General features: G+C 56.0%; 16 protein-coding genes. 6 read left to right on the top strand and 10 right to left on the bottom strand.

What is annotated here, in order from left to right:
• Positions 1-17: 17 nt before the first annotated feature.
• The 5 genes from ACO2Q8_RS13075 to ACO2Q8_RS13055 form a co-directional block, all read right to left on the bottom strand.
• Entirely contained in the window at positions 18-1,379 is a 1,362-nt protein-coding gene (locus ACO2Q8_RS13075; RefSeq protein ID WP_423345261.1) for a hypothetical protein, read from the bottom strand.
• Positions 1,366-1,917, bottom strand: a complete 552-nt coding sequence (locus tag ACO2Q8_RS13070; RefSeq protein ID WP_423345260.1) for an RNA polymerase sigma factor — start codon at positions 1,915-1,917, stop codon at positions 1,366-1,368. Before ACO2Q8_RS13070 ends, ACO2Q8_RS13075 begins: the two co-directional genes overlap by 14 nt.
• A 76-nt stretch (positions 1,918-1,993) precedes the next feature.
• Positions 1,994-3,256 carry an Ig-like domain-containing protein gene (locus ACO2Q8_RS13065; protein ID WP_423345259.1) on the bottom strand — a complete coding sequence of 421 codons (1,263 nt, stop codon included), beginning with the start codon at positions 3,254-3,256 and terminating at the stop codon, positions 1,994-1,996.
• A gap of 155 nt (positions 3,257-3,411) precedes the next feature.
• Entirely contained in the window at positions 3,412-5,130 is a 1,719-nt protein-coding gene (locus ACO2Q8_RS13060) for a GMC oxidoreductase (RefSeq protein WP_423345258.1), read from the bottom strand.
• A 144-nt stretch (positions 5,131-5,274) separates the two neighbouring features.
• Complete coding sequence (locus tag ACO2Q8_RS13055; protein ID WP_423345257.1) at positions 5,275-5,865, bottom strand: gluconate 2-dehydrogenase subunit 3 family protein; 591 nt, start codon at positions 5,863-5,865, stop codon at positions 5,275-5,277.
• Between the two features lie 372 nt (positions 5,866-6,237).
• On the opposite strand from ACO2Q8_RS13055, the gene ACO2Q8_RS13050 reads away from it, so the two are divergent.
• From ACO2Q8_RS13050 to ACO2Q8_RS13025, 6 genes are all read left to right on the top strand, one after another.
• Positions 6,238-6,897, top strand: coding sequence for an RNA polymerase sigma factor (locus ACO2Q8_RS13050; RefSeq protein ID WP_423345256.1), 660 nt, complete (start codon positions 6,238-6,240; stop codon positions 6,895-6,897).
• A 141-nt stretch (positions 6,898-7,038) separates the two neighbouring features.
• Positions 7,039-7,470, top strand: a complete 432-nt coding sequence (locus tag ACO2Q8_RS13045; protein WP_423345255.1) for a hypothetical protein — start codon at positions 7,039-7,041, stop codon at positions 7,468-7,470.
• A 158-nt stretch (positions 7,471-7,628) separates the two neighbouring features.
• Entirely contained in the window at positions 7,629-11,828 is a 4,200-nt protein-coding gene (locus ACO2Q8_RS13040; RefSeq protein WP_423345254.1) for a two-component regulator propeller domain-containing protein, read from the top strand.
• A 242-nt stretch (positions 11,829-12,070) separates the two neighbouring features.
• Positions 12,071-15,196, top strand: a complete 3,126-nt coding sequence (locus ACO2Q8_RS13035; RefSeq protein ID WP_423345253.1) for a SusC/RagA family TonB-linked outer membrane protein — start codon at positions 12,071-12,073, stop codon at positions 15,194-15,196.
• Positions 15,197-15,206: 10 nt separating this feature from the next.
• On the top strand, positions 15,207-16,886 hold the full coding sequence (locus ACO2Q8_RS13030; protein WP_423345252.1) for a RagB/SusD family nutrient uptake outer membrane protein: 1,680 nt from the start codon (positions 15,207-15,209) through the stop codon (positions 16,884-16,886).
• 119 nt (positions 16,887-17,005) lie between these two features.
• Positions 17,006-18,571 carry a glycoside hydrolase family 30 protein gene (locus ACO2Q8_RS13025; RefSeq protein WP_423345251.1) on the top strand — a complete coding sequence of 522 codons (1,566 nt, stop codon included), beginning with the start codon at positions 17,006-17,008 and terminating at the stop codon, positions 18,569-18,571.
• Here the strand turns inward: ACO2Q8_RS13025 and ACO2Q8_RS13020 are convergent.
• The 5 genes from ACO2Q8_RS13020 to ACO2Q8_RS13000 form a co-directional block, all read right to left on the bottom strand.
• The gene (locus ACO2Q8_RS13020) at positions 18,540-19,856 is read right to left on the bottom strand and encodes a glycosyltransferase 87 family protein (RefSeq protein WP_423345250.1); all 1,317 of its coding nucleotides are present in this window, start codon (positions 19,854-19,856) and stop codon (positions 18,540-18,542) included. The genes ACO2Q8_RS13025 and ACO2Q8_RS13020 overlap by 32 nt on opposite strands.
• 4 nt (positions 19,857-19,860) lie before the next feature.
• A complete protein-coding gene (locus tag ACO2Q8_RS13015; protein WP_423345249.1) occupies positions 19,861-21,948 on the bottom strand; it encodes a glycoside hydrolase family 3 N-terminal domain-containing protein in 2,088 nt (695 codons plus the stop codon).
• Between the two features lie 158 nt (positions 21,949-22,106).
• Positions 22,107-22,541: a hypothetical protein gene (locus ACO2Q8_RS13010; RefSeq protein WP_423345248.1), complete on the bottom strand. Its 435-nt coding sequence runs from the start codon at positions 22,539-22,541 to the stop codon at positions 22,107-22,109.
• A 165-nt stretch (positions 22,542-22,706) separates the two neighbouring features.
• On the bottom strand, positions 22,707-23,609 hold the full coding sequence (locus tag ACO2Q8_RS13005) for an SDR family oxidoreductase (protein WP_423345247.1): 903 nt from the start codon (positions 23,607-23,609) through the stop codon (positions 22,707-22,709).
• 20 nt (positions 23,610-23,629) lie between these two features.
• A complete protein-coding gene (locus ACO2Q8_RS13000; RefSeq protein WP_423345246.1) occupies positions 23,630-24,343 on the bottom strand; it encodes a peptidylprolyl isomerase in 714 nt (237 codons plus the stop codon).
• Between the last annotated feature and the right edge of the window lie 30 nt (positions 24,344-24,373).

Here is a 24,373-nt window from a genome sequence, read left to right as displayed (position 1 = left end):
ATGATAAAAAAAATTGTTCATATGTCTGGATTCCACCGTAATCCAACAACCAGGCCATAGCTGTAAGGCCTTACACTGAAATCCCGGGAGTGATCGCTCATGGCCATCAGGTTGTACACCAGTCCCGGTTCGACCTGCAAGCTAAGCTGATTCGTCAGTCGGCGCTCGATGCCGTAGGAAGCCTGCAAAAACGGTTGCCAGCGCTGGGCAGACTGCCCCTGCACCAGGTAGCCGAGGCTCCCTCCAGCCGTCAGGTAGTGCCGCATGGCAGTTTGACGCCGGTTTAGCTGCCAACGTCCTTCGGCGCTCAATGCTACATATCGCCAGGTGTTGTTGACCTGCCGTTCCTCAGACTTGTACAAGGGCGTCAGCTTAACCGTCTGCCCGTCCACCCATTCAATTTTTGTCGAATCCGAGCGTAGCGCGCGGGCTTTGTACGTCATCTGTTGCTGCACCTGCTGATAGGCTACGCCAACCCGGATACCAAACCGCTGACTCACGGGCCACTCGGCGCCCACCTGCATCCGCCAGCCTGTTCGGGCCGAAAGACTTGTGGCGGGCCGGATTTCTTCCATCACAATTTCATCCTGCCGCGCGGGGGTTAGTTGCCGGAATGTATACAAAGGCATGACACTGCCTACCCACGAAGGACGACGAACGACCCGTTCGGGTTCGATGGCAGCGGTTTGATAATACGTTTCGAACGATGGCGCTGGCAAACTCGAAACCGGCCACAAAAGCCGGGTTGCCCGGTTTCGGATGGTTTCGAAACGGAGTTCAGCGGCCGAAAAGGTGATGTCCTGGCCGTTCGTCAGGACATTGGAAGAAGCGTTCGTAGCGTTTTCTATTGCATACCGTTCGTTTTCGCCCGTGTTCCGGACCCGATTGCTCCGGCCCGAGCTTCCTGCATTTTGTTTATCAATAACCGTTGAAAGTCGTTTTGTATCCAGATTCTGCGTTTCGTTTGCCGGTTTCACCAACTTGTTCTCCCGAACCGCCAGCAATTCCGCCGGTTTTGGGGCTAGCCGGTTTTCCTCCGCATGTCGGTTTAGCTCGTTTAAAGATACCGTCTTCTGTAGATCATCTGTTCCGACTGGTGATGTGTTTTGACGGTTGTGAGCGGGTTTGCTGCGGGTGGCCAAAGCCGGTTTTGTTTCGGACTGTTCCTCCCGGCTTTGCCAGACGCCGATCAGAAACAGGCCCAAAACACTCAGTACGGCCAGGCTAGCGGCAACCCGGCGAGTGCGGTTTCGGATCGGCTTCGGGGGCGGTTTGAAGTCGCTCAGAATCCGCTCCAGGGCGTCTTCCTCCGGCTCCGACTCGTAGTTTTCCAGCCGTTGCCGGAAGAGCCGTTCCCATTCATCTTCAGTAGCTGCCATAACTGACAATGCCTATTCGTTTCAATTTTTGCTTTAGAACATCCTTGGCCCGGGCGAGCTGCGACTTCGATGTACCTTCCGAAATCCCCATCATGCGGGCGATTTCCTGATGCGTGTAGCCATCAATGACGTACAGGTTGAATACCATGCGGTAGCCGTCGGCCAGTTCCTGCACCAACAGCAGCAATTCGTCGGTGCTGATGCGGGCCAGCAGGTCGAGGTGGTCGCTATTGCTGGTTTCCCAGGCTTCTTCGTAATCGGTTTCGGAGTGTTCGTGGTGGTGTTTGTGGTACCAGTTGATGGCTGTGTTGACCATGACCCGTTTCATCCAGTGGAGAAGCCGGTCGGGTTGCTCAATGGTGTGTATCTGTTGGAAGATGCGAATAAACCCTTCGTGAAACATGTCTTCCGCTTCCTGCCGCGAACGGGCATACCGACGGCAAAGGCCCATCATCCGGCTTTTGTGACGTTCGTACAAAGCCGTCTGAGCCCGCACATCCTGGCGCTGGCACGCCCGCAACAATTCTATTTCTGACAAAGGGCCTCCTTCTGGTCGACAGTATTCTTACGAATTACGGTTTTTTCGTTGAGTGAACAAATGCGTAGTTTGTAATTTATTTTATGGTAAGATTCACTGTCGCCGACGATTTCCGGTTTGTGATATCCGTCAATTCATAGGTAAATGTTAAAACACCCTTGAAATCCTGTGGAGGCCGGTAAACCAGCACACCATTCGGAAACACCTGCAAATCGGCCCCGGAAGGATTTTCTGTAATGGTCAGGTGTTGCAACGGCGTACATACCCGGTCATTGCCCAGCGGATAAATGTACACCAGACGTTTCGCCGGATCGGTTGGGAGCACGGCTGCCGCGATCTGTCCATTATCGTTCCGGGCGGTCAGTTCGCAACCGGCCTCCGGGGCGGTAATCGAAATCCGGGCCGTCGCTTCCAGGCATTCACCCGAATCGCAACGCCGGTACGTCAGTTGGTCCTCACCGGTGTAACCGCCCGTCGGGTAATAGACAATGGTGTTGTATTTCGAGACTTTGGCTACACCATGACCGGGCGTTTTCGTGATCGTAACCGGCAAATCATACCGGGAGCGACAAAGCTGATCGTTGCTCAACACCGGAATTCGCAACGAATCCGTCACAAACCACTGCTTCCAGTACACTTCGTCATCTTTTAACGTAATCTTGCAGTCTTTGTACGGATCGCCAACGCCAATCCGAACCGGCGCTAAAAACGTACGCTCCCGCTGGGGAAATACCGCCTTCACTTTGTAGAAGAAAAAATCAAACCCGTTAAAACCGGCAGCGGGCGTATACCGAATCATCCCGTTCTCGACCGACAGGGTTCCGTGTTCGGGTTGCTGCCCCACTTCAAGGGTCGCCAGATCAACCTTCGCATCGCAAAACCGGTCGTTTTTCAGCACATCCATCGTGATGGCCTGGTCTTCCGGGGTGCGGTACCAGTCCGGAATCGGCCCGGCATTACAGGGAATCCGGCTACTGTCGGCGGCCATGCTAATCCGGAAGGATCGGGTTAGTTTCGTTTCCTGGGTGGCACTGACCGCAAACTGGTCTTCGCCGACGACAAACGTCGATTGGGGCGTGTAAATCAGTAACCCGCTCCCGCTGAATTTAGCCCAGCCCAGCCGGGGGGTCTGCGTTATGCGGAGAGTCGTCGTGGCACTCAGGCCGGAAATAGACTTGAGGTCGATCGCAACCTGTTGGTCCGGCAAGGTATAGTATTCGATTTCTTCGGCATTGACGGAAGCCGAATCCGGCGCGGCATCCTGCTCAATTCGATCGCAGGCTACCGTGCTCAGCAGCAAAACCGTCAGGGCCGTACTATAGAATCGGGACTTAATCATACCATCGTCGAAACCATACGCTGAAAGGTATGACAATGCTACTCACGAAAGGGTTGCAAAAGGGAGTTATGAGTTAAGAATTAAGAGTTGCTCCGCCACATTATCAGGAAACGGCGGAGCCAACTCATAACTCCTAACTCTTAACTCCTAACTCCTTACAGGTTTTGCCGCTTGAGTTCCTGGACGGCGTAGTTGACTGCGCGGGCGGTCATGGCCATGTAGGTGAGCGACGGGTTCACGCAGGACGCCGAGACCATAAAACCGCCATCGGTATTGAACACGTTCTTCACTGTGTGAACCTGGTTAAATTTATTCAGCACCGACTGCTTCGGATCGTTGCCCATCCGGATGGTGCCCATTTCGTGGATACCCAGCCCTGGCCACGAGCCGTTGTCGTTGATGGTCACGTTTTTCAACCCGGCGGCTTCGAGCATTTCGGCGGCATCGTTGCCCATGTCTTTCCGCATCTTCATCTCGTTTTCCTTGAACTCGGCATCGAAACGAAGCACCGGCAGACCGTATTTGTCTTTCTTCGACTTGTCGATCACGACTTTGTTCTCGTAGTACGGCAGACACTCGCCAAAACCGCCCAGGTTCATCACCCACGGACCCGGTTTGGTCATTTCGTCTTTGAACGACGCACCGAAGCCTTCCGTCGAGTTGCCGCGCGCCCAGTTCATGCGCGATGCCCCGCCCTGGTAGCCAAAACCGCGCAGGTAGTCACGTTTTTCCTGGCCGGGCAGGTTCCGGAAACGGGGCACGTAAATCCCATTAGCCCGACGGCCGTAGTAGTATTTATCTTCGAAGCCTTCGTACATGCCGCTGGCACCCACCCGGAAATGGTGGTCCATCACATAATGCCCCAGCACCCCGCTGTCGTTCCCCAACCCGTTCGGGAAGCGGTTTGAGATGGAGTTCATCAGGATGTAGGTCGACGCCATCGACGACGCACACAGGAAGATGATCTTGGCGTTGAACGTCAGTTCTTCGTTCGTCAACTGATCGACCACCCGCACACCCGTCGCCTTTTTCTTGGTTTCATCGTAAATGACCGACGTAACAATCGAATGCGGCCGTAACGTCAGTCGTTTGGTTTTCATAGCCGCAGGCAACGTGGCCGACTGCGTGCTGAAATACGCCCCGAACGGACAGCCCCGGCTACACAGGTTCCGGTATTGGCACTGGGCCCGGCCCAAAGCGGTTTGCTGGGCGGTCGGCTTCGTGATGTGGGCCACGCGGCCAATCGTGATGACCCGGTCTTTGAATTTCTTCTCGACAGCACCTTTTACGTGTTTTTCGAGGCAGTACATCTCCATCGGCGGCTGAAACTGACCGTCGGGCAACTGCATCAAACCGTCGCGCGAGCCACTGACGCCGATGAATTTCTCGACATAGTCGTACCAGGGCGAAATGTCCTTGTACCGTATCGGCCAGTCGGCCCCGACGCCTTCTTTTACGTTCGCTTCAAAGTCCAGGTCGCCCAGCCGGTAGCTCTGACGACCCCACATCAACGAACGCCCGCCGGTGTGGTAGCCCCGCATCCAGTCGAACCGCTTGTCTTCCAGGTACGGGTTTTCTTTGTCGTTCACGAACAGATAAGCGGTTGCTTCCGAAATCGTATAGCCTGTCCGGGCCTGCACGGCCTGTTCTTCGGCAATCTGAGTCGGTACCCGGCCCCGGTGCGGAAACTGCCAGGGGTCGGTCATGGCGGTTTTGTACCCTTCAATGTGCTTGATGTCTTCGCCCCGTTCAAGCATCAGGACTTTCAACCCCTTCTCGGTCAGCTCTTTGGCAGCCCATCCGCCACTAATCCCCGAACCCACCACAATGGCGTCGTAGGTCGTGGCTTTTATACTATCAATGTTAAGATTCATGCTGATTGAAATGAAGAATGGAAAATGAACAATGAACAATGCCGCTCAGCGGCTTCGAACGAACAATGAAAACAGAATGACCCGGTTCTTACCCTCCCGTTGGGGCAACCCCTTCATTATTCATTATGAATTGTTCATTACAAACTAGGTTGCCCAGGCTTTCTGCCCCGGTTTCAGGTCAGTGCAACCCTCAAACCGGCCCGGAACCGCCACGTACGACAGCGCCTGCGTCGCGCCGATTTCGGACGTAAAATACCCGTTCAGTGTCAGCGACTTCAGCATGTTAAAGAACGGCGTATACCGCTTGTCGGCGGGCATCGACGCCATGGCTTTGCGTTGCTCGGCGGCTTCCGACTGAAGTTTCGCCATAATATCCGTCCGCTGGGTTGAATCCAGGGCCACAAAATTCTTGCTGTAGGCCGCCTGACTCAGCTCATTGGTATGCGCCAAACCGTCCAGAAACTGCTTCTGATCTTTTTCGGGGTAGCAGTCTTTCAGGATGATATCAATGATTTCATTGACCTTGGCGGCCTTGGCACCGGGCGTATTGGTCGTCGGGATAATAACTTCGGTCATTTCAGCGACCATCGTATCCTGGTCGGCTGTAAACAACAGAGGTTTTCCGCTCAAGGCCCGCTTCGTGGCCGACGCTTCGAGCGTATCCGCGAGTGCAGGCAGGGCCAGGGATGTTCCCATCAAAGCCGCAACCCGCATCAAGGCATCTCTTCTGTTCATGTTGGATTAGTAAAAGATTAGTGAGATTCAAAAAACTAACGGAATAATCCATGACAAATATAGGCAATCGAGCGGCTATTTGTATGGCACCCGGTCCGTTTCGCCGTAAATAATACGGAGCGATGGTAGCAGAACGGAGATTGTAGCTAATCGGGGCTTAAATCTGCCAAAAATCTGCATTCAATCGAAACAAGTAGTCAACTTTCTTTTTTGAAACGAATGAGAAAAGACGAAGACAAAAAAACGTGCTGGTTGGAGTCTCAACCCTCGATTCCGGCCTTTCAACCTGGTTTATAGTCCCTTTATCCTTTTTCAACGGTTTCCCGCACCGCTCCTACAATATCCGCTGTTCTCATCCGACTTCCCTACTGTATGAGAAACGTTGCGCTGACGCCTATTCTGCAATCGGACGAATTGGAAAACGCCGGTTTCGATCCGGCTTCCTCCGGGAAGACCGCTCCGGGGGAGGCTGTCCGCATGGTTCAGCGCGAACGGCCGCGTCTGCTGGATTTTATCCGTCGACGGCTCCCGACGCGCGAGGATGCCGAAGACCTCCTGCAGGATGTGTTGATGGACTGGGCCGAAATTGACCGGCGAACCCAAACCGCCACCGACGAACTGACGCAGCCGATTGAACACCTGGCGGGCTGGTTGTTCGCCGTGGCCCGCCGGAAAATTATCGATTGGTACCGGAAAAAGCGGCCGGTTTCGCTCGAAGAACAACACCGCGCCCGGGCCGACGATGAGGGTGAACCGTTGCTGCTGGCGGCCCTGCTGCCCGCCGACGAGTTGAGCGCCGACGAAAGCCTGATGCGCGAAGCCGCTATGGAAGCCGTCATGCAGGCGGTTTCGGAGTTACCCGCCGACCAGCGCGAGGTGTTTGTCCGGCACGAGCTGGACGGCCAGAGCTTTCGGGAAATGGCCGACGAAACCGGTGTCCCGATCAACACACTGCTGTCGCGCAAACGATACGCGGTGCTGTACCTCCGCGACCGGCTGCGGGGCTTATACAACGAATGGATTAGCAATTAAACACCCATTACCATGGAAACGATGTGGATTTTAAAAGGATTGGGCTTTGCCGTCTGTCAGCCCTACGACCAACAGCCTTCCTCCAAAATGCAGAAGCTCCCGGAACAATAACCATTTAGCCATTCAACCATTAATTAAGTAATGAAACGATTTTGGATTAAACGCGGACTCGGTCGCGGACTCGGTTTTCTAGCCTTCGGTCTGCTGTTCATCACCCTGGCCGGTTTTGCGGTCATGAGTCTCTGGAACTGGCTGGTTCCGGTTTTATTCGCCGGGCCGTTGATCACCTTTTGGCAGGCGCTCGGGCTGCTGTTGCTGAGCCGGATTCTGGTCGGTTTTCGCGGGGGCTGGGGTGGTCGCGGCTGGGGACACTACGGCCATCCGCGCCATGCCTACTGGCAGCAACGCATGTCGGCCCGCTGGCAACAGATGACGCCCGAAGAACGCCAGCAATTTAAGCAGCAAATGAAAGAGCAATGGCGAAACCACTGCGGCCCGCGCGGTTTTGGCCGTAGCTGGGCACCGGAACCCGAGACAAACAACGGACCGGAACCGACCACCACGCGGATTTGACAACCAGCAACGCCCAGGTCGGCAGAACTTTTTCTGCCGACCTGGGCGCTTAGGTAGCACTTTCCAGGCCCTTTACAAATTTCGTCCATCAAACGATGCAACAGGTCACGGCAAAAAAGCGTAAATTCGTTATTTGCTTCTGCCAACTGACCGTATTGATGAACGAAAAGCTTGTGAAGTTGACGGGTTTGGCCCAACTTTTCTTCTTGTTACTCAACCCGTTAGCCTACCCGTTGTACGCCCAACCCGACCCATCGCCGGGGCGCGTGTTGCGGTATTCCATGAAAGAAGGGCTCTCGCTGGGTGTCGTCAACAGCATCACCCAGGACAACGAAGGGCTGATGTGGTTTGCCACGGGCGATGGCCTGAACCGCTTCGACGGAACGACCTTCACCGTTTTCAAACACCAGGCCGAAGATCCCCACAGCCTGTCGGGTAATTTTGTCAAAGCCATTTTTAAAGACCGCAACGGCACCCTCTGGGCGTCCGCCCGAAACGGCCTGAACGAGTTTGTACCTGCCAGCCAGCAGTTTAACCGCTACCAGCCTACCCCGCCCGGACGGAGCAGCGACGTAACCGACATTTCGCAGGGCCGCCACAACAACCTCTGGCTGACCGTCAACGGTGCCGGTTTTGCCTCCTTCGACCTGACGAGCCACCGGTTTACCTACTTTTCAAAAGCCAACAGCCCCGGCCTGACCACCAATTCCATCCTGACCGTCTACGAAGATTCGCGCGGCTGGCTCTGGCTCGGCACCCGCGATTCGGGCATCAATGTGCTGCAAAAAAACCGGGCGGGCCGGTGGACCCAAGCGCCGGTCGACCTGGCCGACCTGCCCAAAACCCGCATCCATGCGGTTTACGAGGACCACGCCCGAAACGTCTGGATTGCCTCGGCCAAGGGGCTGTTTTTTTACAAGCGTGCGGAAAACCGGTTTTACGGGCTGCACCTCCCGACGTTTTACCGCAGCGATATTTATCTGTCGCTGCTCGAAGACCATCGGGGGCATTTGCTGGTCGGGGTGCAGGACGGCGGGCTCTACCGCTTCAATCTGAAACAGGTCCAGAGCCGCCCGCCCGCCGACTTCTCGTTTGAACCCGTAAAACACCTTGATAACCAAGGCATTACGCAGCGATCCGTGCAGGCGCTGTTTCGCGACCGGGACCAGAACATCTGGCTCGGCACGTACGGCGAAGGCGTTTACCTGATCAGCAGCCTGCCCGAGTATTTTCGCAAGTTTGAAAAGCGCACCGCCGACACCCGCGCCGAAGGGTTCCAGCGGTTTTACGGCCTATGCGTCGACAAAGACGGTTTTTTGTGGCTCGGCACCGACGGCGACGGAATCTACAAGTCCAAACCGACGGGGGAGCTTGTCCGGCATTACGCCGTCGATGGAAAACCGGGTAGCCTGACCGACGGGGCTATATTAGCCGCCTACCGCGACAGCGGCAATCAGTTGTGGTTCGGGACGTATTCCAAAGGGCTTTTTCGGTACGACCCGGCCACCGACACCTTCCGGCGGTTTGGTCACGATCCGGCCAACCCGGCCAGTCTGGGGAAAAACGACGTGCGGGTGATTTTTGAAGATTCCCGCAAAACCCTCTGGATCGGCACCAACGGGGGCGGTTTGAGTCGCCTGAACCGGCAAACCGGCACGTTTACGAACTTCGTTCCGTCGAACAGTTCGATCAATTCCAACGATGTCCGGGCCATTGTGGAAGACCGGCGGGGCAATCTCTGGATCGGTACCTACGGGGGTGGCCTGAATTACCTGGATACGAAGACGATGCGGTTTACATCGTTTTTCAACCAACCGCAGCGGACGCCCTACCTTTCCAACCACATCGTCTTTTCGCTTCACCTCGACTCCCTCGACCGGCTGTTTGTCGGCTCCGAAGGAAACGGGCTGCTCGTGTATGATCTCCGAACGAAAACCACTCGCCTGTTCACTGACCAGAACGGGCTGGCGAATAACGTCATCAATGCCATTCAGGCCGACGAAACCGGCAAAATCTGGGTGAGCACCAACGCCGGACTGTCCCGAATCAACCTGGCAACGGGCCGCATCGACAATTTCGACCGCAGCAATGGCTTACAGGAAGGGCAGTTCAACCCCGGTTCGGCCCTGTTCAATCGGCAGGCGGGGTTCATGGTGTTTGGCGGCACGGGCGGCTGGAATCTCTTTTACCCAAAAACCGTCAAACCGTCTGACTATCAGCCCAGGGTGATGATTACGGGGCTACGTGTGTTTGGCCGGAACGGCAATGGAACCGCGCCGAACGAGGACCAAAAACCGGTCAGCGACCCCATCCAGCCCGAAACCCACCTGGTGCTGGAACCCAGCGAACCGGTGTTCTCGATTCACTACACCGCACTCAACTACGCCTATCCTGAGCGAAACGGGTTTGCGTATAAACTGGAAGGGCTGGACAAGGACTGGACCTACGTGGGCAACGAACACGTCGCGACGTACCGCTACCTGCCCGCCGGAAACTACACATTCAAGGTGAAAGCCGCCAACCACGACGGCGTCTGGTTCGACGCCTACGCCAGCGTGCCGGTCACCATTTTGCCGCCCTGGTACCAGACCTGGTGGGCCTATTTGCTGTACGCGATTTCGGGCGTGTCGCTGTTTTCATTCTACCAACGCTACAAACTCGACCAGCAACGGCTGAAGTACGACATCGAACTGGCCCGGATGGAACGGCAGAAGGACAAGGAACTGAACGAGAAAAAGCTGTCGTTTTTTACCAACATCGCCCACGAGTTCCGCTCGCCACTCACGCTGATCATCAACCCAGTACAGGAACTGCTGGCCGCCCAGCCGAACAAAACCGACGAAACCAACCTGAACAGCATTTACCGCAACGCCAAACGGCTGCTGAGCCTGGTCGACCAGTTGTTGCTGTTCCGGAAAGCCGAACAACAGACCGAGCGGCTAAAACCGGTCAGCCTGAACCTGCCCGAACTGGCACGGGAGGTCTACCACTGTTTTCTGCACCAGGCCGAACAGAAGCACATCCGGTATGAATTCAGGTGTGAATCGGAGGACTTGAAAATTCCCGGCGATTGGGAGCAGATCGAAATTGCCTTATTCAACCTGATTGCCAATGCGCTGAAATTCACGCCGGAACACGGTACGGTTTTGGTCAGCATTCAAGAAGACGGCGAGCGCGTGCGGATCACGGTCAGCGACACCGGGCCGGGCATCCCGGAGCAGGTCGGTGACCGGATTTTTGCGGTTTTTCACCAGTACAAAGACGACCGGTTTTTCTCAAAAGGCGGTTTTGGGATTGGGTTGCACCTGGCGAAGACGTTCGTGGAAAACCACTTCGGAACATTGACCTTCGAGTCCCGGCTGAACGAGGGGACGGTTTTTACGATGCGACTCTGGAAACAGCACCCCGAACTGGTGCCGCAGGCCGAGTTGGGCGACAAACCCACATCGGTGTTGCTGGAAGAGCTTTCGGGCGGTACGGCCCTGCCTGCTCCGAACCCCAAAGCGCCCCAGGGACGGGACATGCTCGACCAGCTCAATGCCGAAACCCATAGCCTGCTGCTGGTCGACGACGACCCCGAAATCCGGCAATACCTGCGGCTGCTGTTTGCCGGGCAATACAAACTCTTTGAAGCGGGCGATGGCCGGGAAGGGCTCGAACTCGTCCGAAAACACCAGCCGGATCTGGTGATCAGCGACTTGTTGATGACCGAAATGACGGGGCTGGACCTGTGTCGGCAGATCAAAACCGACGCGTCGCTGAGCCACATTCCAGTCGTGCTGCTCACGGCCAGCACCTCGCCCGAAAACCGCCTGCAGGGCATCGAGGGCGGGGCCGACGACTACATCAGCAAACCGTTCGACAAAGAGCTGCTGGTGGCCCGGGTGGCCGCGCTGCTCAAAAACCGGCAGGATTTGCAGAAGTATTTTTACAACGAAATCACGTTGCAGGCCAACGACCTGAAGATTTCGCCCGAATACACCGAGTTTCTGCGGGAATGTATCCGGATTGTGGAAAATCACCTGACCGACCCGGCTTTTTCGATCAAGGTGCTGGCGGCCGAAATCGGGATGAGCCACTCGACGCTGTACAGCCGGATCAAATCCATTTCGGGGCAATCGATGAACAGCTTCATCCGGTTTATCCGACTCCGGAAAGCCGCCCAGTTGCTGATCACGACCGACAATACGATCGTGGAAACCGCCTACCAGGTTGGCATCAACGACAGCCGGTATTTCCGCGAACAATTTCAGAAACTGTTCGGCATGAAACCGTCGGAGTATGTGAAAAAATACAGAAAACCGTTTCACCAAAACTCCACCGCCCACACCGACCTTTTCCTGTCGAAAACCGCTTGATCTCCCCAAAACATTGAAGTTTGAACAGGTAAAACGGGCCGATTCCAAGAAAATCGGCCCGTTTTGTTGATTTACCCCCTTTCAAATGCGAAAATGTCCCCTGCCCGGAACATTTGAATAATCCTACTTTTGATTGACCGATTTAAAGAAAACCGGGCCATCCAAATCCCGTTGGTATTTTTCCGGGACGACGCCCAAAGCCTACTTAACCAACCTAATTCCGCATTTTAAAACCAGTCTGTATGAACCAAACTTTTCGTAGAGAACCCTTCCGGCCTTGCCTGCTGACGGGTCTTCGCGGGAGCGCCCTGATCACGCTGCTCCTACTACTGGCAGTATCGCTACCGGCTTTTTCCCAGGCCACGTTTACGGTCAAAGGAACGATCACCGCCGACAATGGCGAACGGCTCCCGGGGGCCAGCGTCCTGTTGAAAGGAACTACCACCGGGGCGTCGACCGACGCGGAAGGCAACTACTCGCTGAACCTGCCCAACGGCAATGGCACGCTCGTGTTCTCGTACATCGGGTACGTTAACCAGGAAATCGAGGTGGGCAACCGGTCCCAGATTGATGTTAAGCTGGTGAGCAGCGACAAAACACTGGACGAAATTGTGGTGGTGGGCTACGGCACGCAGAAAAAAGCCACACTGACCGGTTCGGTTTCCGAAGTAAAAGGCACTGAGATTGTGAAAAGTCCGCAGCCCAACGTGTCGAACTCGCTGGCCGGGCGGTTTTCGGGTTTTGTCGCCAACAACCGGGGCGGAGAGCCGGGGTACGACGGTTCCAGCTTCACGGTGCGCGGTTTTGCCACGACCGGCAACAACGACGTGCTGATCGTCGTTGACGGGATTCCGGGGCAGGTCGGCGGGCTTGAACGACTCGATCCGAACGACATCGAAAGCATTTCCATTCTGAAAGATGCCTCAGCCGCCGTCTACGGAAGCCGGGCCGCCAACGGGGTCATCCTCGTGACGACCAAACGCGGCAGCAAGGGCAAACCGGTGATTTCGTACAGCTTCAACCAGGGCTTTACGTCGCCGACCCGACTGCCGAAACTGGCCGACGCACCGACGTTTGCCACAATCCTGAACGAGATCGATTACTACAACAACCCGGCGGGCGGCATGAATCAGTTCTACACCGCAGAGGAAATCGAGCGGTTTCGCAACGGGTCCGATCCGATCAACTACCCGAATACTGACTGGCAGAAGGCGACGCTGAAGCGGTCTGCGCTGCAAAACCAGCACAACCTCGGCGTCAATGGCGGAACGGACAACGTGAAATACTACGTTTCGCTCGGGACGATTTACCAGGACGGTTTGTACCGGAACGGGGCGACAAAATACAACCAGTACAATTTCCGCTCGAACGTCGACGCCAACATCACGCCGGACCTGAAAGTGAGCGTTTCGCTGTCGGGTCGGCAGGAAAACCGGCAGTTTCCGGTTTCGTCGGCCGGTACGGTGTTCCGGTCCATTTACCGCGCCTATCCGACGGTGATCGACCGCTATCCGAACGGCTATTATTCGACCGGTATCGAAAACAACAACCCGGTGGTGCTGGGCACGGATAGGGGCGGAACGACCCAGAACCCGGCCTCCATCTTCAACGGGATTCTGCGGGCGAGCTACAACCTGCCGTTCCTGGAAGGGCTTTCGATCGACGGTTTTTACTCAGCCGATAAGTCGTTCAACTTCAGCAAAACGTTCAGCATTCCGTACACGCTCTACAGCTACAACGACGCCACCGATTCGTACAACCCGACTGTCACGGGCGGTTCGGCCGGAAAACCGTCGCTGTCGCAAAGCCAGGTGAACCTGACGAACCTGACGCAGAACATCCGGCTGAGTTTCCTGCGGCAGTTCGGGAAGCACAACATTAACACGTTCGTGGCCTACGAACAGAACAAGCGGAACGAGATCACGTTCGGAGCTTCGCGGATCAACTTCCCCACAGCTTCGACGCCCGAACTTTCGCAGGGCGGGGCTGCAGCGACCGATAAAAACAACTCCGGCAGTAGCTACAACTTTACCCGGAAAAGCTTCATCGGGCGGTTTGCCTACGACTACGAGCAGAAGTACCTCGCGGAGGTGCAGGCCCGGGTCGATGGGTCGTCGATCTTCCCAAAAGGCAAGCAGTACGGTTTTTTCCCCTCGGTTTCGGCGGGCTACCGGATTTCGGAAGAGTCGTGGTTTAAAAACAGCGTGCGGTTTATCGATGACCTGAAATTCCGGGCGTCGTACGGAACACTCGGGAACGATAACGTCGGGCAGTTCCAGTTTTACAACAACTACACGTTCAACAACCAGTACGTGCTGGGTTCCAACGTGATCACGTCCGGCATCGACCTGACCAAACTGGCGAATCCGGGCATCACCTGGGAGACGTCCAGGAAGATGGACATTGGTCTGAATGCGGTTTTTCTGAAGAATTTCAACCTCGAGCTCATTTACTTCCAGCAGAAACGCTCAAACATTCTGGCCGCCCGCAATGCCTCGATTCCGAATACGTCGGGGATTGTGAATCCCTACGGGTCCGGCGCGCTGGTGCCCGACGAAAACCTCGGCGAAGTGCATAACCGCGGGTTTGAGGCCACGCTGGGTTACAGCCATTCGGGCGCGTTCCGATACTCGATTTCGGGGAATGCCACCTACGCCAAGAGCAACATCGTGTTCATCGACGAAGCGCCGGGCCTGCTCGACTACCAGCGCCAGACCGGTGGACCGCTGTACACGTACCTGCTGTACCGCACGCTCGGGATTTTCCGCACCCAGGCCGATCTCGACCGCTACCCGCACGTGCAAGGCGCGCAGGTGGGCGATCTGATTCTGGAAGATTACAACCAGGACGGCGTCATCACGGCCGATGATCAGGTTCGGACAAACTATGGCAACGTGCCGCTGCTGACGTACGGGCTGGTGTTCAACGGCGGCTACAAGGCGTTCGATCTGTCGATTGTTTTTGCGGGTCAGGGCATGGTGAGCCAGTACGTGCTGCCCGAATCCGGCCAGGTCGGAAACTTCTACAGTAGCTGGGCCGACAACCGCTGGAGCCCGACCAATCCGGACGGCAGCTATCCCCGGGTCGATACGCGGGCCTCGTCGTCGATCAACGGCGGGTTGTACCCGAACACGTTCTGGCTGAACAATGCCTCGTTTGTCCGGCTGAAAAACCTGGAGTTTGGCTACACGTTGCCCAAAACCGTCTTGTCGCGCATTCGGCTGAATTCCCTGCGGGTGTATGCCAGTGCGTTCAACCTGTTCACGATTACGGGCGTGAAAGATTTCGACCCGGAAGGCAACAGCAGCAGCGGCCAGTTTTACCCCCAACAGCGAATCCTGAACCTGGGTGTCAACATCAAGCTTTAATCGAATCACCATGAAGTTTCTGAAACATATTACCATTCCGTCGGTGTTGTCGGCAACCCTGTTGCTGGTGTCGGCCTGTCAGGAAAATTTGCTGGACGTCGTCCCGACCGACCGGGTTTCCGATGCCTCCATCCTGTCGGACTCCGTTCTTTTTGAAGCCTACGTCACCAACCGCTACCTGGGTACACGCCTGACCGAAAAGGAAGCGGAAGGCACGCTACCCGGTTTTGGGCGCGGTTTTGAGTACGCCATGTGGTCGTCGGTAACGGACGAATCCATTTACAACAACGACGACAACACCTGGCTGATCCAGCGCGGGCAACTGGCACCCGAAAACACCGGGATTGCCGGAACGTTCTGGGGCCGGAGTTACCGGAGCATTCGGGAAGTAAACTACGCGCTGGCGAACATCGGCGAAGTGCCCCTCAGCGAAAGCCGCCGGAAAGCCCTAAAAGGCGAGTTGCAGTTTATCCGGGCATTCCGCTACCACGACCTGATCCGGAACTACGGCCGGGTGGTGCTGCTGGGCGATAAGGTGTACGAAATCAGCGACAACCTGACCAGCCCCGAACTGTTTACGCGCTCGGACATCAAAGCAGGCATCGACTACGTGGTGGCGCAACTGGACGAAGCCATCGCCCAACTTCCGGCTACCAACGGCGGCTCCTGGGCGCTGGGCCGGGCGACAAAGAGCGCAGCGATGGCGCTGAAAGCCCGGATGCTGCTCTACGGCGCGAGTCCACTGTACAACGCGGCCACCTGGCAGGCGGCTGCGGCTGCGGCCAAAGCCGTGATGGACCTGAACCAGTACAGCCTGTATACGGGCGGTTACGGTAATATGTTCAGCGGTACCACTTATAATTCGGAAGTGATTTTCGGACGGCTGTATGCGCAGGGTGCCCGGCACGTTTGTCTGGAAATTGCCAACGGCCCCAACAGCTACAACGCCTGGGGCGGCAACGTCCCGCTGCAAAACATGGTCGATGCCTACGAAATGGCGGCTACCGGTTTGCCCATCACCAACCCGGCGTCGGGTTACAACGCGCAGGACCCGTATAAAGGCCGCGACCCACGCTTTTACGCCACGATTCTGTACAACGATGTCGCCTACCGGAACAGCACCATTCAGACGTTCATTCCAGGCGGCAAGGACAGCAAAGATGGCCCGTCGAACTGGAATACGTCGAAAACCGGCTACTACCTGAAGAAATTCATGAACGACAACCTGCCGATCGACAATCCGTGGGACATTGCCGGAACGCAGATCTGGATTTATTTCCGGCTGGCGGAGGTGATGCTGAACTACGCCGAAGCCCAGAACGAAGCCGTCGGGCCGGATGCGTCGGTGTATGCCGCCGTGAACGCCATCCGGCAGCGGGCCGGAATGCCTGCCCTGCCGACGGGCCTGACCCAGGCGCAGATGCGGGATCGAATTCGGAACGAACGTCGCGTCGAGCTGGCGTTCGAAGAGCACCGGTTTTATGATGTGCGTCGCTGGAAAATTGCGCCCCAGACCGAGAACGTTCCGGCTTATGGCATTGAAATTACCAAAACCGGCACTACGTATACCTACAAAACCAAGGAAGCGTTGACCGGGCGGAGTTTCGCCGAAAAACAATACTGGTTGCCCATTCCGCGCGCCGAGATTCAGGCGTCGAACAATCAGCTCGAACAAAATCCGGGGTATTGATTCCGAAATCGTATCTTGCCACAACGTGTCGGTTGGCTTCCCCGTTCGCCGGAAGCCAGCCGACCGGTTCTTTTCCAGCCCCGACGTTCTTCTAACCTTTGCGGGAGTTTTCATTTGTCATGACTGCCAAAAACCGCCCCTTCCTTTCCGTCTTTCTGCTCAGCCTGTTGACGATCACGGGCTGCAAAGCCGATCACACCGCCGAAAAACCGGAGCAACCCGCCGGGAATCAGGCTGTTACGCTCACCATTAATCCCCGAAAAACATACCAGACCATTGAGCACTTCGGCGCTTCGGATGCCTGGGCCTGTCAGTTTGTGGGCAACTGGCCCGACGAAGCCCGAAACGGAATTGCCGACCTGTTGTTCAGCCGCGACACCTTGCCAACCGGTCAGCCGAAAGGCATTGGCCTGTCGCTCTGGCGGTTTAACATCGGGGCCGGAACCGCCGAGCAGGGCGACGCCAGCGGCATCCGGGACGAGTGGCGCCGGGCCGAATCATTTCTGAACAACGACGGTACCTACAACTGGAACAAGCAAACCGGTCAGCTCTGGTTTTTGCAGGCTGCCAAACAGCGGGGCGTCGCCGAATTTCTGGCCTTTCCGAATAGCCCACCGGTTCAGTTGACGACCAACCGGAAAGGCTACGCCCACAACGGCCAGCCGAACCTCAACCCCGACCAGTTCGACCGCTATGCCGAGTTTCTGGCGAAGGTGGTAGCCGGTGTCCGCGACAAAACCGGGATTACTTTTCAGTATGTAAGCCCGGTCAACGAACCGCAGTGGGACTGGAGCGACGGCGGACAGGAGGGTACACCCTTTTACAACAACCAGATTGCCGGCTTAACCCGCTCGCTCAGTGCGGCTTTGCTAAAGCACAACCTACCGACCAAAATCAACATCGCCGAAGCCGGACAAATCGACTATCTCTACGCGGACCACAACCGACCGGGCCGCAGCAATCAGATTACGGATTTTTTTCAGAAATCGTCGCCGGATTATGTGGGCGATCTGCCGAACCTGACCCGGGCCATTTCCGGCCACAGTTATTTTACGACGTCTCCCCAGAAAACCGCCGTCGATAAACGAAAGCAGCTTGCGGCCGGTTTGGCAGCCCAGGCTGGGTTGAACTACTGGATGTCGGAATATTGCATCCTGGGCGATAACGACGGCGAGATTCAGGGCAACGGGCGCGATTTGGGCATCGACCCGGCGCTGTACGTAGCCTCGGTCATTCACAACGACCTGACGCAGGCCAATGCGTCGGCCTGGCACTGGTGGATTGCGCTTTCGCCCTACAATTACAAGGATGGGCTGGTGTACGTCGATAAAAATAAAACCGAAGGTCGTTACCAATCGTCGAAAATGCTCTGGGCGCTGGGTCACTATAGCCGGTTTATCCGCCCCGGTGCGGTGCGGGTCGAAACCGTGGCTCCGGCAAGAACCGAGGGTGTGCAAATCTCGTCGTTCCGCAACCCGGATGGGCAACTCGTCACGGTCATTGTCAATACCACCCAACGACCCATCGACGTTGCCACCCAACTGACGACCGGGACCATATCAGGCGTCCGGATTTACCAGACCTCATCCAAAACCGATCTGGCCCCCGTCGCCGAAACCTCGCGGGGACAGATTACCGCTGCCGCCCGGAGTATCACAACGGTGGTTGGGCGGTATCAGGAATAGAGCCTTGATCCGGTTCACGCCACAGCTCGTTTGGCCTCTGGTGATCACCAGGGGCTTTTTTCATCAGCAAACTGACCAGCCAGCCCAGCAGCAACAGATTCCGCAGGTTGAGCAGTCCGATGCCAATGGGCGTCGGATCGATCAGCTTGCTGTAAAAAACCGGGTAGATGAGGTTGGTTAGCATCAGGATACCAACGAACACTCCAAACTGACCGATCGACAAAAAGGGAACGAAAGGCAGCAGCCAGACCAGATACTGCGGAGAAAACACTTTATTGGCCCCGATAAAGACCAGCAGAGCCGCCACCAGAAACCGCAGCAGGTTTTCCGCCGAAATGGCCCCGGCCTGGCGGACTTCGCTTTGGAACCGTTTCGCGCAAAGAAGTAACAGGCCGCTAAACCCCGCCAGAAACAGCCCCGGCAACACCGTCAAAACCGCGTTGGTACCGGCAGCAATCAGGTGAAAAGCCCCATAATTGAATTCAGTGCTGACCGCCTTCAGGTCAGGCAGTTGCCATAAGAGCAGCAGCCCGGCGGCCACGCTCTCGATCTGTAAACCCCGTGCCTGATGGTAGGTCAGGAAGCGAAGTATCTGGTTGTCAGAAGCCCACAGGAGCGGCAGCAGAACGAGGCTCAGCGTCAACCCGGTTCCGGCCAGGAAGCGAATCCCGGCCCGGTATTGGTTGCTCAGCAGGTAGTACAGGCCCAAAACCGGTGCGAGGATAACCGGGTATAGTTTAGCCAAAACCGCCAATCCGAGCCAGAAACCAGCCCGCAACGGTTTTTGGTGAACAACCGCGCGAAAAGCAAGAAAAGTCAGCAAGGCCGGAAAAAGATCGTACCGCCAGAAAATAAAATCACGATTCAGCAACACCAGCAACAGATAGACCGTCAGAATTGGCCTGACCGAGCGTATTCCGGGCCACGTTTTTGCCAATAGCCACAGTAACCAGCCGAGTAACGCTACCGTCAGCAACCCGGTCACTGTATACAACCACACATAGGTCGGGTAACTCACCGGTTTTCCGGGTAAAATCAGGTGTGGGATGACTAGCGGAACCAGGACTAGTGGCGGATATTCCAGGGAAAAATCACGATACGGCAGCTTTCCCGCGACAAGTTGCCCGGAAACTGAATAGTACAAATGCAGATCGGCCCGTTGTGACACGGCTTTGCGCGGCCACATCCCGAGCGCGTAGACCAGCAGCAAGATACCCAGCACTACCGCTATGCCCACCCAAAAACGATCCCGAAGTTTGGTCAGCCCGGCGGTTTTGCCTATCATGGGCTCAATACGTCAACCCTTCGTCGTACTTGAACAATGCGTAGCCCGCGCCCTCCTGGTAGCCGGGCACGTCTTCCTTCTGGTTCTGGGCGGCTGCTTCGGAAACCGGGGTCGTAAACGGCATCTTTCCGGTCGGTTTAAACCGGCCGGTCACAATGTCCAGCAAGGCATCGGGCGTAGTACCGAACGTCGCCAGTACGCCTTTTATTCGGTTTTGCGCATCGGTTTTGTAAATTTCATCGATCACCCAGGGGTTTGAGTAGTTGAGGGCCAGCAGCGTCGGTTTTTTGGCGGTCAACTGGTTGATGTACCCCACATCGACCCCGTTTTTCGACAACGAAAGGGCAAGCGGAGAACCATCGGAGCCAAACAGCGACCGGCCGCCGGGCCGGATCCAGAGCAGAATCACATCGGCTTCTTCGGGCGTTTTGACAAAGTCGACGGAATACGGTTTTTCGGGCGTAACAACCTCACCCGGTCCGGTTTCGCCGGGGCGTTTCTGGTACACCTCAAAATACACCTTCGTTTTGGCCTTCAACGGCAGGGTTTTGGCTTCGTTTCGGAGCAGGACGATGGATTTGCGGTGCGCCAGATCGGCCCGGGCCTGAAAGCTGGCGTTCCCGACCAGCCGTTCGGCGGCTTCCACATCCACGTACGGATTCTCAAACAGCCCCAGCGCAAATTTTTCCATCAGCAACCGCAGCACCGAGTCGTCGACCAGCTTTATTTCCACCATTCCGCTTTTGACGGTTTCCAGCAACAGCGTGGGGTCGGCCGTTCCGGAATACAAGTTCACCCCGGCTTCCAGCGTCCGTTTGTAGCGTTCCTTGATCGACAGGTTCTCGGCTCCCCAGGGCATCATTTCGATGGGGCCGGTGTCGGAATTGATGATGCCTTTGAAACCGAGTTGCGTCCGGAGCAGATCGTGAATCACGGCGCGGTTGTAGGCGTAGGCAATAGGTTCGTATTTCGTCCCAACCGGCATGGAATAATAGGGCATGATGGCCGAAGTTCCGGCGGCAATGGCGGCTTTGAACGGGATCAGGTTGTTTTCCAGCATCCCACCCGGAAATACCTCTTCTTTGCCCCAGTCAAAGTGCGGGTCCTGTCCGCCTTTGCCCGCGCCCCCGCCCGGAAAATGCTTGGTCGTCAGCGCCACCGAACCCGGCCCTAATTTGGTTCCCTGAAAGCCCAGCACAATCTGCGTCATCATCTGCCCCGCCCAGTTGGCATTTTCGCCAAACGTGCCGTCGACGCGCTGCCAGCGGGGTTCGGTTGCCAGATCGGCCATGTACATGTAGCCTTTTCGCAGCCCCACGGCGGCCCATTCCTGCCGGGCGATGTCGGCAAACTCGCGGACCAGTTTCAAATCCCGCATCGCCGACAAGCCCAGTTCGCCCGGCCAGGCCGAGAAGACGGTTTTGCCCACACTCGTTCCGATCGCAGCGGCATTGGTGATGTGGTTGCGCGGGTTGGAGGCCACGATGGCCGGAATGCCCAGGCCGTCGCTTTCGCACAGCGTCTGGAGTTTGTTGGCCCATTCGGCCGTGGTCCGGGCGCTGGCATTGGCCCGAAGGATGAAATGCCGCAGGTGAAACTGCGTGACAGCTTTGGTGGTTCCGGCGGCATTCATGATCGGCGCGGGCAGCGGTTTTCGTGTAAACATATTTGTTTCCGCCACCAGGTCCTCCTCGTTAAAATCGCTCGTAATCGGTTCTTTACTCCGGGCGGCTTCAAACGACCGGTCATTTTTCATCCGGGTGGTGCTGATGAGCATGAAGCCTACTTTCTGCTCGACCGACATTTTCGACAGCAAATCCCGGCTGCGTTCTTCGGGCGACAATCGCCAGTCTTCGTAACGATCGACCTGCCCATTCCGGTTTAAATCCTTGAATTTCAATCCCTCTTTTTCAATGATTTTTGCCGAACGAGCCTGCAAAACGGGTTGTGTGACGGCCTTGTTTGCCTGCCCCAAAACCGGGTTGCTGACAGACACGACGGCGAGCAACAAAAAACTTATCAGCCATCTCCGGATACGGTCGGCGGGCGTGGTGGCTATTTTTTCGGGGGATAACGCGGTTCTTTCCAGCATGGCGTAATCGGTTTAGGTGTACGGTCGAGTGAAAACCGGCTCAGATAGTTCGTACTACGTTCCGGATTATTCATTCGCGTAAGCTTTCAACCGAACGAATCTACTTGTCTGCCAGGCAACTAGCGGGAAAGGGTAATGGGGGCGGTTTTTAGTACGTCTTAAATCTGCTTCTTCGAAACCAACTTGCTGATGGCCGTGCCGTTGATGGAGATAATTTCTTTCGCAGCCATCGCCGGTTCGAGGTCCAAGGCCCGGAGGTTGATGCTGATGCCGCCTTTCGGCCGGATCAACGCCACCAGCCGTTTCTCGCTGCCCGAACCCACCTCCCGAAACTCCCGGATGGTGGCGTATTTGTAGGCATAACCTTCTTCCAGGTAGGCGGCTTTTTGCCCAAATTTATCAAACGAGAGATAAATGTGCTGATAACCGCCCGATGGCAGGGTTCCTTCTCCAAACCGAACCTGATCGCCTTCTTTCAGTACAATCCCGCGTTTGGTGGTCACCGGACCGACAATCTTCTTCCCGGACGCAGGCAACTGCGCCCGGCCATTCAGCGAACTACAGACCAGAAGCAGCAAAAGGAACGGTTTCATAGCGGTTTGGGGGTTTATGGTTTTCGGTTTTCCGGTATACGGTTTACAACATCGTTATTCGATATTCAACATTCGATATTCGTTATTAAAACACTGACAATCAATCGGTAATTAATATCGAATAATGAATAACGAACACCGAACATCGAAGTTGGGGCGGTCAGGCTATCTTATCTGCGCAGCCAAAACGGCAATGCCTTCTTCGAAACTTTTTGGTTCATAGCCCAGCACCCGGCGCGGTTTGTCCAGAATAAAACCGGTGCGCGGGGGCCGACGGGCCGGTTGCGTAAAGGTCGAGGAGTCGGCCTGGGTGATGAGCGATTTGTCGAGCTGGAAGTAATCGGCGGTTTTAATCGCCATTTCGTAGGGCGTCAGAAAATCCTTCCCCGAAATGTTGAAAATGCCTTCCGCTTCCTGATCGGCAATCAGCCAGCAGCCCAGCGCGAGGTCTTCGGCCAGCGTCGGCGTCCGCCATTGGTCCGTCACGACCTTGATCGTCTTGCCCTCTTCCAGCGACTTTTTCACCCACAAAATGATGTTCGTCCGGCTCATGTCGTGCGCGATGCCGTAGACCAGCACCGTGCGGGCAATCGCCCATTGAATCCCTGAGTGAATAACGACTTTCTCGGCGGCATATTTGCTCCAGCCGTAGAAACTGATCGGGTTGGCCGGGGCTTCTTCGTCGTACGGCCCCGCCGACCCATCGAAAATAAAGTCGGTCGACACGTGTTCCAGAAACACCTCGTGGGCGCGGCAGGCTTCCACCAGGTACTCCACGGCCTTGACGTTCTGCGCCCAGCAAGCCTCTTTCTCCGACTCACACTGATCGACGTTGGTCATGGCCGCCGTGTGGATGATCACATCCGGTTTGGTCTGGCCCACCACATCAAGAACTTGCTTGCGGTCCGTAATGTCCAGCGATTGGTAGGTATACGTGTCCGACTCGGGCAGGCGATTGGCCCCGCGCGCCGTGGCAATCAGTTCGACATTGGGTTGTTGGGTCAGCAAGTCGACTAATTTCTGCCCGAGCAGCCCGTTGGAACCGGTAATGAGGATACGTTTTTTCATACGTTGTCCGGTAAACGCACCTATTTCTGGTACGTGTACCCAAATTGTTTCGTGATTTTTTTCTTTTTCATCCACTCGCCCGAAACCGTCATCCGAATGTCTTTCGTCGGTCGGTTGAGCGGGTTGGCGGGCTGGCTGGCAATGCTATCCACCACGGCTAAGCCATCAATAACCTCGCCAAAAACCGTGTAGTTGCCGTCCAGGTGGGGCGTTCCGCCCAGCGTTTTGTAGACCTGCTTCTGGGCGTCGGTCGGCTGACGGCCCTTCATCTGAGCAATGCGTTCGGTCTGTTTTTGAAAATTTTCGTCATCCCAAACCCGACCCTGAACGATGTAAAACTGGCAACCGCTCGACGCTTTTTCGGGATTGTTGTCGCGGGCAGCCGCCAGCGTGCCTTTTTTATGGAACAGTTCCGGCACAAACTCCGCCGGAATGGTGTAGCCTACGTCGCCGTTGCCTAGCACCTGGTCGGGCTGGGCCGTGCGGGAGTTGGGGTCGCCCCCCTGAATCATGAACTTTTCGATGATCCGGTGAAAGAGCAGCCCGTCGTAGAATTTCTCCTCCGTCAGTTTGATGAAATTGGTCTTGTGTTTCGGCGTCTGGTCGTACAGAATCAAACGCATGGTGCCAAAGGCCGTCGTAATCGTGACGAGGTAATCTTTTTTCCGGGACGGTTTCTTCGCCCAAACCGGCGCAACCATCCATAAGCTTAGCAGTAAAACGAGTATTCGCATGATTTCAAGTCTTTCTAAATTACCCCACCC

This window comes from Larkinella sp. VNQ87, from assembly GCF_049445795.1.
Classification (GTDB): domain Bacteria; phylum Bacteroidota; class Bacteroidia; order Cytophagales; family Spirosomataceae; genus Larkinella.
Note: the sequence above shows the minus strand (reverse complement) of the source record. Positions and strands in the feature narration are given on the sequence as shown.